General features: G+C 64.8%; 13 protein-coding genes and 1 tRNA gene. 6 read left to right on the forward strand and 8 right to left on the reverse strand.

The window, feature by feature from the left end:
* The first annotated feature begins 37 nt into the window (after positions 1–37).
* Complete coding sequence (locus tag AC24R4_RS22335; protein ID WP_487523626.1) at positions 38–1129, forward strand: YeiH family protein; 1092 nt, start codon at positions 38–40, stop codon at positions 1127–1129.
* Between the two features lie 42 nt (positions 1130–1171).
* Here AC24R4_RS22335 and AC24R4_RS22340 read toward each other — a convergent pair.
* Positions 1172–1258: transfer RNA gene (locus tag AC24R4_RS22340), tRNA-Leu, on the reverse strand.
* 181 nt (positions 1259–1439) lie between these two features.
* On the opposite strand from AC24R4_RS22340, the gene AC24R4_RS22345 reads away from it, so the two are divergent.
* The 4 genes from AC24R4_RS22345 (at position 1440) to AC24R4_RS22360 (ending at position 2990) form a co-directional block, all read left to right on the forward strand.
* Positions 1440–1784: a hypothetical protein gene (locus tag AC24R4_RS22345; protein WP_400397241.1), complete on the forward strand. Its 345-nt coding sequence runs from the start codon at positions 1440–1442 to the stop codon at positions 1782–1784.
* Between the two features lie 83 nt (positions 1785–1867).
* Positions 1868–1993 carry a hypothetical protein gene (locus tag AC24R4_RS22350; RefSeq protein WP_487523627.1) on the forward strand — a complete coding sequence of 42 codons (126 nt, stop codon included), beginning with the start codon at positions 1868–1870 and terminating at the stop codon, positions 1991–1993.
* A 108-nt stretch (positions 1994–2101) separates the two neighbouring features.
* Positions 2102–2368 (forward strand): hypothetical protein, encoded by a 267-nt coding sequence (locus tag AC24R4_RS22355; protein WP_153945404.1) that lies wholly within the window; start codon positions 2102–2104, stop codon positions 2366–2368.
* Between the two features lie 214 nt (positions 2369–2582).
* Positions 2583–2990, forward strand: a complete 408-nt coding sequence (locus AC24R4_RS22360; protein WP_066730950.1) for a heme-binding protein — start codon at positions 2583–2585, stop codon at positions 2988–2990.
* A 241-nt stretch (positions 2991–3231) separates the two neighbouring features.
* On the opposite strand, the gene AC24R4_RS22365 is transcribed toward AC24R4_RS22360, so the two are convergent.
* The 4 genes from AC24R4_RS22365 to AC24R4_RS22380 form a co-directional block, all read right to left on the reverse strand.
* Positions 3232–3591, reverse strand: coding sequence for a hemin uptake protein HemP (locus AC24R4_RS22365; RefSeq protein WP_400396769.1), 360 nt, complete (start codon positions 3589–3591; stop codon positions 3232–3234).
* A 281-nt stretch (positions 3592–3872) separates the two neighbouring features.
* Positions 3873–4286 (reverse strand): ExbD/TolR family protein, encoded by a 414-nt coding sequence (locus AC24R4_RS22370; protein ID WP_400396772.1) that lies wholly within the window; start codon positions 4284–4286, stop codon positions 3873–3875.
* Between the two features lie 31 nt (positions 4287–4317).
* Positions 4318–5049, reverse strand: a complete 732-nt coding sequence (locus tag AC24R4_RS22375) for a MotA/TolQ/ExbB proton channel family protein (protein WP_400396775.1) — start codon at positions 5047–5049, stop codon at positions 4318–4320.
* Between the two features lie 50 nt (positions 5050–5099).
* On the reverse strand, positions 5100–5756 hold the full coding sequence (locus AC24R4_RS22380; protein ID WP_487523628.1) for an energy transducer TonB: 657 nt from the start codon (positions 5754–5756) through the stop codon (positions 5100–5102).
* A gap of 454 nt (positions 5757–6210) precedes the next feature.
* Between AC24R4_RS22380 and AC24R4_RS22385 the strand changes: the two genes are divergently transcribed.
* Positions 6211–8526, forward strand: a complete 2316-nt coding sequence (locus AC24R4_RS22385; protein WP_400395888.1) for an AAA family ATPase — start codon at positions 6211–6213, stop codon at positions 8524–8526.
* Here AC24R4_RS22385 and murI read toward each other — a convergent pair.
* The 3 genes from murI to AC24R4_RS22400 all read right to left on the reverse strand — a co-directional run bounded on the left by murI (position 8520) and on the right by AC24R4_RS22400 (position 11671).
* Positions 8520–9344, reverse strand: coding sequence for a glutamate racemase (gene murI / locus AC24R4_RS22390; protein ID WP_487523629.1), 825 nt, complete (start codon positions 9342–9344; stop codon positions 8520–8522). The genes AC24R4_RS22385 and murI overlap by 7 nt on opposite strands.
* Before the next feature lie 73 nt (positions 9345–9417).
* Positions 9418–10941: a fumarate hydratase gene (locus AC24R4_RS22395; protein ID WP_153945398.1), complete on the reverse strand. Its 1524-nt coding sequence runs from the start codon at positions 10939–10941 to the stop codon at positions 9418–9420.
* Between the two features lie 142 nt (positions 10942–11083).
* The gene (locus AC24R4_RS22400) at positions 11084–11671 is read right to left on the reverse strand and encodes a TIGR00645 family protein (protein ID WP_400394377.1); all 588 of its coding nucleotides are present in this window, start codon (positions 11669–11671) and stop codon (positions 11084–11086) included.
* Positions 11672–11898 lie beyond the last annotated feature (227 nt).

Consider the following 11898-nt stretch of genomic DNA (forward strand, 5'->3'; position numbering starts at 1 on the left):
ACGCTGCAAGGCATTGCACAAGACCTTGTTCGCTGCCATGTCTACGGCTCCTGCCCCCCATTCGATTTCCGTTGCCATCGCCCCGTCCACGCTGACGCTGTGGCGCAAGCGCATCCTGACGCTGCTGCCGCTGGGCGCGATTGCCTGGCTTGCCCAGGTGCTGGCCGATCATCCGGCCATCTCGCAATATGGCTTGTCGGCCCTGACGCTGGCGATGTTTGCCGGCATGATCGCGGCCAACACCATGCCCAGGCACTGGCTGACGCCGCTGGCCCCGGGCATGCAGTTCGCGCGTCATCACATGCTTCGTCTGGGGGTGGCGCTGTATGGCCTGCGCCTGACGTTTGGTGCCATCGCGGCGTTGGGCGTCGGCGGCATCGTCGTGCCGCTGCTGATGCTGGTGGCCACGCTGCTGTTCGGTACCTGGGTGGGCTCGTCGTTCTTCGGCCTGAGCCGGCGCGAAGCCATCCTGGTGAGCGCGGGCAGTGCGGTCTGTGGCGCCGCAGCGGCCATCGCCGTGTCTTCGGTGGTGCGCACGGACGATCGCCAGACGGCTGTCGCCGTGGCGACCGTGGTGCTGTTCGGTACGGCCGGCATGCTGCTGTATCCGTGGATGTACGAACTGGCTACGCAACACTGGCACCTGGCGGTGAGCGAGCGCGCCTTCGGTATCTTTACCGGTGCCACGCTGCACGAAGTGGCGCAGGTGATCGCGTCGGGCAAGATGGTCAGCGATACCACGGCCGATGCGGCCGTGGTGGCAAAGATGGTCCGCGTGCTGGCGCTGGGACCGCTGCTGCTGATCATGGCCCTGTGGCCGCGCACGAGCTGGTCGCAGGAATCGGGTGCCGCGCGCAACCTGAAGGGCCTGCTGCGCTCGGTGCCCTGGTTTGCGGTCGGCTTTGTCGCGGTGATGGCGCTGAACTCGGCGGCACTCGTGCCCGGCGAATGGAAGCCTGCCCTGACGGCCCTGGACAACTGGCTGCTGGCCTGCGCGATGCTCGCCATCGGTCTGCATACGCGGATTGGCGACCTGCTGCGCGCTGGCCGCAAGCCGCTGGCACTGGCTGGCCTGCTGTTTATCTTCCTGATGGTGGTGGGCGCCGGTCTTTGCGCGGTGCTGGTGTGAACGGCAAGGGGCGCCGAGCACCTGGAGGAGAGCGGGAGAGGCTGGTGCGGCCGACGGGACTCGAACCCGTAAGCCCGGAAAGGCGGCAGATTTTAAGTCTGCTGAGTCTACCAATTTCTCCACGGCCGCACGGCAAGCCCGGTATTGTCGTGGCTTAGCCCCCAGGAAGCAAGCTGGACACGTCACCCCCGAGATGTGATCCGGCTGTTACCGGCGGTAACAATGTCGCTACCACCGTTTCACCTGCAAGTTCGTGACCTCGTACAATAGCGAGTATCGGGATTCGTCCTAACTCATAGAGAGCACGATCATGAAACGTTGGTTGTTCGCAGCATTCGGTGTGGCCGCCGCACTGGCGTCGGGCGCTGCCATGGCGCGTGTGAACGTCGACGTGGCGATCGGTGTTCCGGGCGTTGTCGTGGGCGGTCCCGCGTACTATGCGCCGGCCCCGGCCTACTACGCGCCGCCTCCGCCCGTGGTCGTGGCGCCGGCCCCTGTCTATTACGGCCCGCCGCCTGTCGTGGTGCGTCCGGCCCCGGTCTACTATGGCGCACCGCGCTATTACGGCTATGGTGGCCCGCGTTATTACTATGGCCCCGGCTGGCACGGCCGCGGCTACTACGGTGGCGGTCATGGCCACGGACATCACCACTGACCCGTGTGCCTTGCCGAAGCCATTGAAAGCTGTTTGTCAGGAAAAGCCCCGATTCGGGGCTTTTTCTTTTGCCGAGGCGATCGATGGCGATCATTGCGGCAGATTTTTCCGGAACGCTTTGGTGGAAGATTGCGCGTGTTGGTTCCCCTCGATTTTCGTCGCTCAAAGTTTTTGATGCGCAGCGTCAAGCGATCTGGATATTCGGCTAGGGGTTTCCCCCTAAACTGGCTCACGTGACGCCGCTCCCACAGCAACGCTCCCAGGGATCACCTGCTGATGGCGCGGCGCCCGTCGTCAAACAGAACAAGGGGATTCACATGGCACTCAGGAAACGTCTGGCGGCAGCTGCCGCGATTGGCGCGCTGGCCGCGCTCTCGACATCGGTTTTCGCCGCACCGGTCAAATACGACATCTACAGCGGCGGCCAACGCGCGGTGGATACGCGTGACGTCTATACCGATGGCGCGCGCATCAGCAATCGCGACGTGTACACGGACGGTGCGCGCGTGACCGGATCGCGCGATGTGTATTCGGACGGCGCGCGGGTAACCGACCGCCGCGACGCATTCAGCGACGGCGCCTGACCGCCGCGCAGACACCCGGACAAGCAGGGCCCGCGATATCGGGAAGATATCGCGGGCCTTTTCGTTTTCCGCGCCGGGTGGGAGCGGCGCCAACCCGACCGTCAAGCCTTGCGTAGGTGAAGCAGTTTTGCCTTCGAGACGGCGCGGATGACGTCATGTCGCGTGGGAGGGGCGCGATATACTGCAGCCTCAACCCTGAACGATGGAGAGAGGTATGCAGCAAAAGACCGTACTGACGGCTGACGACGTGAAGAAGGTGCTGGTCGCCGCCGAGGCCGAAGCCACGGCAAACAACTGGGCTGTCACGATTGTGGTCGTCGACGACGGCGGTCATCCGCTCGGCTCGATTCGCCTGGACGGCGTCGCGCCGATCTCGGCCTACATCGCCACGGAAAAGGCGCGTACGGCGTCGCTGGGCCGCCGCGAATCGAAGATCTACGAAGACATGATCAATAACGGCCGCTACTCGTTCATGACGGCCCCCGTGCTGCAAGGCATGCTGGAAGGCGGCGTGCCCATCGTCGTGAACAACCAGGTGGTGGGTGCCGTCGGCGTGTCCGGCGTGAAGTCGACCGAAGACGCGCAGATTGCGCGCGCCGGCATCGCGGCCCTGGGCATCTGATGCCTGGTAGCTCGCCGGCGGCGCTGCGCTGACCGGAAGCAAAAGCCCCGCAGGCGCAATGCCTGCGGGGCGGTATAAAAAGGTGGCATGGCTGGCATCGGCCGGTCAGGCAAAGGGTCTGGATTGTTTGCCTGGCAGGGAAGTCCGATCGTCTGGCTACTGCCCAACACCCGTTGGACGGGTGGTCCCCACAAAAGTCTTTACAGAGAAATCCGGTTGCCGTGTTGCAGCTGTCTGCCCGTTATTTGGTCAGGATCAGCTTGCCGTAGCGGGTGACGCGCAGCGTATAAACGTCGCCGTTGTGCAGGATCGGCAGCGTCGTGGCGCCTTGCATGATCGCCTCGAGCGGCACGGCAGGGGTGTCGGTATGGCTGGCAGGCGTCTGGCGCATCAGTGCTTCCAGGCGGGCGGGCAGGGCGGCGACGGCCGACTTGACCGACTCCAGCGCCGACGAGGCTGTCGACGAAGCTGTCGACGAAGCGCCTGACGGCGCAGCGGCCGTGTCGCGGCGCGACTGCGGGGCGACCTCCACGCGGCGCAGGGACAGGCGGCGGCGCGTGACTTCACGCGGTTGCGACAGCGGCAGGCTCAGGGTGCTCATGGTCTTCTCCGTTCGAAGTTCCGGTGTTCCGTCTGCAAGACGGACGGTGGATGTCTGCTCGATCCGCACGCTGCGAATCACGATGAAAAGATCTTAAATGAGAACCGTTATCATTACAAGCGTCTTCGCATGAAGTTACATCTGTGACGCAATCGTTGCTGTGAGGGATGGTGGCGGGACCGTCAAGGCGGGCGTTGCGGGCTTGGCGCCCCATGCAAAAGGGCACCCGAAGGTGCCCTTGCGGCGAAAACGAAGCGGCTCCGAGCGCCCGCAAAGGCGGGTCAGTGCTTCGGTTCGGTGATAAAGCCGATCTTGCCCAGCCCGCCGTGCTGCGCGGCGGCCATGACTTCGGCCACGCGCTCGTAGCGCACGTCGCGGTCGGCGCGCAGGTGCAGTTCAGGCTGCGGCTGCAATTGCGCGGCGCTCGCAATGCGCTGTTCCAACTGCGCCTGATCCACTTCTTCCTGGTTCCAGAACACCTGGCCCTGGGCATCGACGGACACGTTGATGCTTTGCGGCTTGGCGTCGTTGGGCTGGTTGGTCGCACGCGGCAAGTCGATCTTGACCGCATGGTTGATGACGGGAATCGTGATGATGAAGATGATCAGGAGTACCAGCATGACGTCCACCAGCGGGGTCATGTTGATCTCGCTCATCACCTCGTCATCGTCGCCGTCGAGGGTGCCGAATGCCATGATGCTTTCCTTCAGGCGCTAGGAGTCGCGCTCAGTTCTTGACGGCCAGGCGCATCGACGCATCGTCGGTAGCGCGGTTGGCGGAGGTCGGACGCACACGGGCGCCGGTCACGAAGTAGGCGTGCAGGTCGTGCGCAAAACGGTTCAGCTTGCTGATCACGCCCTTGTTGCCACGGCTCAGGGCGTTGTAGCCCAGCACGGCGGGGATGGCCACGGCCAGGCCGAAGGCCGTCATGATCAGGGCCTCGCCCACGGGGCCGGCGACCTTGTCGATGGTCGGCACGCCCGAGGCGCCGATGCCGATCAGCGCGTGATAAATGCCCCACACGGTGCCGAACAGCCCCACGAACGGTGCCGTGGAGCCCACCGAGGCCAGCACGGCCAGGCCCGACTGCATGCGGGCAACCGCTTCGTCGATCGAGCTCTTGAGCGAGCGGGTCAGCCAGTCGGAGATGTCCAGCGCGTCATGCAGCTGCGGCTGGCTCGCGCGATGGTGCTGGGCGGCTTCCTTGCCGGTCACGGCCAGCGTGCGGAACGGGTTGGCGTCGCTGGCACCCAGGGTGTCGAGCGCGTGGTCGAAGTCGTCCGAGTGCCAGAAGCGTTTTTCCGCGCCCTGCGCCATCTTCTTGAGGCGAACCAGATCCCACGCCTTGGTGAGAATCACGATCCACGACAGCAGCGACATGATCAGCAGAATGATGGCGGTCGCGCGCATGACGAAATCGCCTTGCGACCAGAGGTGGGAGAGTCCGAGGTCCTGCATGGTGGTTCCTGAAAGTGTCAGTGTTTAGGGTATCGGAAAATTCCGGGAAATCAGTTCAGTTCGAATTTGATCGGTTGCTGCGCGGTGGCGGCCATGGCGCGCCCGTTCTCCATGTACGGCTTGCAGCGGATCGCCTTGGCGGCGGTCAGCGCGGCTTCGTCCAGGCGGTCGGACCCGCTGGTCTTCGACACCACGGCCTTCACGACCTTGCCGGTCTCGTCGAAATTCAACCGGATCACGGCCTCGCCGGTCTCGCCCATGCGCTGCGACTGGCGCGGATACACCGGCGCGGGTTGCGAGCACGCCATTTCGCCGATGCCCACCGCACGCGGTGCGGCATTGGTGGCGGCCGGCGGCGGTGCGGGCGGCTCAGGTGCCGGCGGAGCAGGCGGCGCGGGCGGCGCCTCGATGGCGTTCGGCGTCGGCGGCAGATTGGCGACCGGGGTCGGCGTCGGCTGCGGCTTGGGCGGCGTCGGACGCGGTGTTACCACTTTGACCTGTTTTGGCGGCGTAGGTTGTGCCTTGGGAGGTTCGGGGGCGGGCGGCTCGGGCTTCGGCTGCTCCATCGGGATGATGCGGGCGATGATCTCCGGGGTGATGACGGCCTCCGTCATCTTGCGGGCCAGCCCGCTCTGGATCAAATACAGCAGCCCCACATGGAACAGCAGGACCGCAACGGTGATCTTTAAAAATCGTTGATCGAACATGAGAGGAACGACAGGTGTCCGCCTGGCGGCACAATCACTTGCGGTAGAACAGGATCAGCGAGATTCCACATCCGACCAGCAGGCTCAATAGCAATTCCATGATGATAACGCTCCAGAGAAACACAGCTGTCTAATAACCGGTTACAGGGGGAGCGCCACTCTTGGGTAGCGTATCAGCGAGATAGTATAAACGATAATGATTCTTATTTGTTGCGCATTGTGCAATGCGTGACGTAATTCTGCGGCCGCTTCATGGCGGTCGCCGCAGCAATGCCGCGGGGCATGTCGATCTGGCGCTACGTGGGGCAGGTCGCGCCGCGGCATGCCGCCGATGCCCCACCCGCGGAAATCCGCGCTACGATTATTAGAAATCCCCAGTTAGCGGCAGACACGGCACAGGCCAGGCGTTCCCCGCGGTCCGGACGCCCCGCGCCCCGTGCGAAGGGAACCAGCCATGGATTTCACCCGTTTTGCTGAAGACGACCGCATGATGGACGACCGCAGCACGTTGTTGCGCGCGTCGACCGGCACGGTGGGCACTTCGGCGCTCGACTGGATGTGCGCCCAGTTTGCGTTGCGCGTGGTCTGCGCGCTTGGGCCGCGTTTCAATCTGCGCAGCAATATCAATGACGTGCTGACCGTCAGCGCGCAGGAAATGGTGTGGCCGTACGGCGTGGTGCTGCGCGTGCAACGCTTCCTGTCCGCGCGTTGCGCCGACATGCCCGCGTGGAAAGGCGCCTCGCGCCTGTCGCCCGAGGAATTCCTGGAACGCCACGGCCAGTGGAACAGTGCTTTCGACGAAAGCGCGCTGTTTTACTATCTGGACGAGTACGTCAAGCACCACGCCAAGGACATGTTCGCGGTCTTCGCCGCGTCGTCGGCCGCGATTGCGTCGCGGCTCGATGGCGAGCGCGTGCTGCTGGTGCGCAATATCGACATGCTCAGCCACGTGCTGAACCTGCCCGACCACGAGCGCAAGCTGCTGCTCTACGCGGCGCTGGCCAAGTACAAGCGCGACCTGCGCGCGGTGATGGTCGACTGCAAGGTGGCCCACAGCCAGGAAGCGTTCCAGATCCTGGGTGGCCTGACCGCGGCCAGCCCGGCCGATATCGCGTCGTCGCTGCGGCCGGGGTCACGGCTGGAGACGCTGAACCTGATCGAACAGCCGCTGCCGGAAAACAGCGTGACCGATCTTGGCGACCTGATGCGCCTGTCGGACCGCCTGCTGCACGTGCTGCTGGGCAATTACGCGAGCGAGGCCGAGATGATGGCGGTCTTCACGCGGCCCGCGGCGCCGCCCACGCTGGGCACCACCGACTATCCGCACGTCGAGACCGATGCCCGCTATCTGACCGCCTTGCTCGGCAATGCCACGCGCCAGAATGCCAGTGGCGTCAACGTGCTGATCTATGGCCCGCCTGGCACGGGCAAGACCGAATTCGCGCGGCTGGTGGCGCGCGAGGCCGGGTGCGAACTCTACGAGGTGGACTGCTTCGACCGCGATGGCAACAGTCTGTCGGGCAAGGATCGATACCGGTCGTTGCAGGTGTCGCAGGCCTTTCTGAGGGGGCGTCCGCGCACGGCACTGCTGTTCGACGAGGTCGAGGATGTGTTCCCGGGCAGTGCGCGCGAACTGATGAGCCTGTTCGGCCAGGAGGACACGCGCGCGTCCGTCAACGGCAAGGCGTGGGTCAACCAGACGCTGGAGCAGAACCCGGTGCCGGTGATCTGGATTTCCAATTCGATCCGGCAGATCGACCCGGCCTATCTGCGGCGCTTCCAGTTCCATCTCGAATTAAAGATTCCGCCACCCCAGGTACGGGAGAACATTATTCGCAAGCACCTTGGCAACCTGGCGGTCAGCGATGCCTTCGTGGCGACCCTGGCGGCGCGCAAGACGCTGACGCCGGCGCAGGTGCAGTCGGCCGCACGGTTCGTCGAACTGGCGCGGCCCGATGTCGATGAACCCGTCGAGGCGCTGATCCTGCGCCAGCTCGAGCATGCCGACCGCGCGATGGGCCTGCGCCCCGAGGCCGAGGCGCGCCCGGTAGTGACCCACTACCGGCTCGACAACCTGAACCTGGAAACGCGCTACGCCGTGGAGAAGATCGTGCAGGCGCTGGGGGCGCGCCGGCGCGGCACGCTGTGCTTCTATGGGCCGCCCGGTACCGGCAAGACGGCGCTGGCCGAGCACATCGCGGCGGCGCTGGACCTGCCGCTGATGATCCGGCGTGCCTCGGACCTGATGAGCAAGTATGTGGGCGAGACCGAGCAGCAGATCGCCGCCATGTTCGCGCGCGCCGAGGAAGACGGCGCGGTGTTGCTGCTCGACGAGGCCGACAGCTTCATGCAGAGCCGCCAGCAGGCGGTGCGCAACTACGAGGTGTCCGAGGTCAACGAGATGTTGCAGGGCATGGAACGCTTCAACGGCATCTTTGTCTGCACCACGAACCTGTTCGATCGTATCGACGAGGCCGCGCTGCGGCGCTTCTCGTTCAAGATCCGCTTTCTGCCGCTCAAGCCCGCGCAGCGCGAGGCGATGTTTGTCGACGAGGCGCTCGATGGCGATGCCGGGCGCATGACCGATGCCATCCGCCGCGATCTCGACAGCATGGATTGCCTGACGCCTGGCGATTTTGCGACGGTGAAGCGCCAGTCAGTGGTGCTGGGCGAGGCGCTGACGGCCGACGAATTCCTGGCCCAGCTGCGCCAGGAGCACTCCGTGAAGCCCGAGGTGCGGCATCACAAGCCGGTCGGCTTTATTCAGTAGCCCGAAGCGTCGATGGCGGGCGCCGGTTCGATGGCCACCGTCTCGGCGCTGGCTTCCACGTTGAGCAGCGCCCATGCCATTTCGCGCAGGTGCGCGGCGTCCTTGGTCGACAGGTAGCGTATGGCCGGGGTCGCGTCGGGGCAGGCCGCCAGGCCGAACTCGGCCAGCTTGCGGGCCAGCTGGCGCGCGATGGCCGTGCCGGTATCGATCAGCACCAGGCGGTTGCCCACCATCTCGCGAATCGTTTCCGACAGGAAAGGGTAGTGCGTGCAGCCCAGTACCAGGGTGTCGGCGCCGGCATCGAGCATGGGCCGCAGGTACGTGTCGAGCTTCTCGCGAATCGCCGGGCCCGATACGTCGCCCTGTTCGATCAGCGAGACCAGCCCATGGCCGGCGGCGCACAGGTACTGGCTGTCGTGCGCCAGCGACGCCAGCAGGCGGTTGAACTTGGCGCTCTTGAGCGTATTGGCCGTGGCCAGTACGCCCACCACCTTGCTTTGGCTCAGCGACGCCGCGGGTTTGAGCCCCGGTTCCACGCCGATGATCGGCACGTCCAGGCGCTCGCGCAGTGTCTGCACGGCATGCATGGTCGCCGTGTTGCAGGCGATCACCAGCGCCTTGCAGCCCTGTGCCACCAGCCATTGGCAGACCTGCAGCGTGCGGGCTTCGACAAATCGTTCGGGCTTGTCGCCATACGGCGCGTAGCGCGAGTCGGCGAAGTAGATCAGCGACTCGTGCGGCAGCATGGCGCGCACTTCGCGGAGGACGGACAAGCCGCCAAGGCCGGAATCGAAGATGCCGATGGGGGAGGGGTTCACGCCTTTGACTCGGGAATGAAAAAAGCCGGACAGCAATTGTCCGGCTTTGCACTGTAATTGACCAGTCTGGCGATCAGGCCGCTGCGACCGGAATCTTGCCGATCTTGGCCTGCCATTCGGCGGGGCCGGTCTTGTGGACCGACGTGCCCGAGCTGTCCACGGCCACCGTCACCGGCATGTCCTTGACGTCGAACTCGTAGATCGCTTCCATGCCCAGGTCTTCGAAGGCCAGCACCTTCGCGCCGCGAATCGCCTTCGACACCAGGTAGGCGGCACCGCCCACGGCCATCAGGTAGGCCGACTTGTGCTTCTGGATCGATTCGATCGCCACCGGGCCGCGCTCGGCCTTGCCGATCATGGCGATCAGGCCGGTCTGCGACAGCATGGTCTCGGTGAACTTGTCCATGCGGGTGGCCGTCGTCGGGCCGGCCGGGCCAACCACTTCGTCGCGCACCGGGTCCACCGGGCCCACGTAGTAGATCACGCGGTTCGTGAAGTCCAGGGGCAGCTTCTCGCCCTTGGCCAGCATGTCGGCGATGCGCTTGTGCGCGGCGTCGCGGCCGGTCAGCATCTTGCCGTTCAGCAGCAGCGTCTGGCCCGGCTTCCACGACGCCACTTCTTCCGGCGTCAGCGTGTTCAGGTCGACGCGCTTCGACGTTTCGGTGTTCGGCGCCCACTCCACCTGCGGCCAGGCCGACAGGTCGGGGGCTTCCAGCCTGGCCGGGCCGCTGCCGTCCAGCGTGAAGTGCACGTGGCGGGTGGCCGCGCAGTTCGGGATCATGGCCACCGGCTTCGATGCCGCGTGCGTCGGCGATGCCATGATCTTGACGTCCAGCACGGTGGCCAGGCCGCCCAGGCCCTGTGCGCCGATGCCCAGCGCGTTGACCTTCTCGTACAGCTCGACGCGCATTTCCTCGATCCAGTCCTTCGGACCGCGGGCGATGATGTCCTGGATGTCGATGGATTCCATCAGCGATTCCTTGGCCATCACCATCGCCTTCTCGGCAGTGCCGCCGATGCCGATGCCGAGCATGCCCGGCGGGCACCAGCCGGCGCCCATCGTCGGCACGGTCTTCAGCACCCAGTCCACGATCGAGTCGGACGGGTTCAGCATCACGAACTTCGACTTGTTTTCCGAGCCACCGCCCTTGGCGGCCACCTGGATGTCGACGGTATTGCCCGGCACCACTTCATAGTGGATCACGGCCGGGGTGTTGTCCTTGGTGTTCTTGCGGGCGCCTTCGGGCGGGCTGACGATCGACGCACGCAGCACATTGTCCGGGTGCGTGTAACCGCGGCGCACGCCTTCGTTGATCATCTCGGTCAGGCCCATGGTGGCGCCGTCCCAGCGCACGTCCATCCCCACCTTGACGAAGATCGTCACGATGCCGGTGTCCTGGCACAGCGGGCGCTTGCCTTCGGCGCACATGCGGCTGTTGGTCAGGATCTGGGCAATCGCGTCCTTGGCGGCCGGACTCTGTTCCAGCTCATAGGCGCGGCCCAGGCTGGTGATGTAGTCCATCGGGTGGTAGTAGCTGATGTACTGCAGCGAGTCGGCGACGCTCTGGATGAGGTCTTCTTGCTTGATGACTGTCATTTTGTGGGGGAGGGCAGCGGTGAAACACAGCCCGGGATGATACACCGTGGCGGCGACGGCTGTCCGGGTTGCATACAGCCGTCGACACCTTTGGTCGGGTATTGCTGCGAGGCGAATGAATCACCTCGGCGGGGAGAGCCGTCTAGTGTGCCTGTTGCGCCGCACCATCGGTGCCGGCGGCGCCATGGCCGGCGGCCGGGTGCGGATGCGACACCATGCGGTCCACCCAGGCCATGGCCAGCGCGGATGCCAGGAATGCCACGTGGATGATCACCTGCCACATGATCGTGTGTGTGCTGCGCTGCTCCGCGTCGATAAAGGTCTTCAGCAGGTGGATCGACGAGATGCCGATCAGCGCCATGGACAGCTTGACCTTCAATACGCCGGCGTTGACGTGGTCCAGCCATTCGGGCTCGTCGGGATGATTGTCGATGCCCAGGCGCGACACGAAGGTCTCGTAGCCGCCCACGATCACCATGATCAGCAGGTTCGAGATCATCACCACGTCGATCAGGCCCAGCACCACCAGCATGATCTTGGTTTCGTCATAGGTGGTGACGTGTGCCAGCAGGTGCCAGACCTCGGCCAGGAAGTGGTAGACGTAGACGCCCTGCGCGACGATCAGGCCCAGGTACAGCGGCAGTTGCAGCCAGCGCGAGGCAAAGATGATGCGGGGAATCGGACGAAGCGGACGAAGCGGAGCGGGGTGTAGCGGGGTGTGTTGAGCCATGGCGATGCCGGAAGAAGATGTCAATGTCAGCAGACAATCGAAACGGGGGTCGATTGTACCGTGCAGCCCATGACGCCTGACAGCGCGGCCGGGTAACGATTCGTTAGTGTCGGGAGCGGCCATGGCCCGGGCGCGACGGCAAGGCTTGCACGCCGATGGAAAGGGGAGGCGCGGCGTTCAGGTATTTGGGTCCGGCGCCATATAGCTGTGCTAACTTAGTAGAGCCG

This window comes from Cupriavidus sp. CER-90, assembly GCF_057652055.1.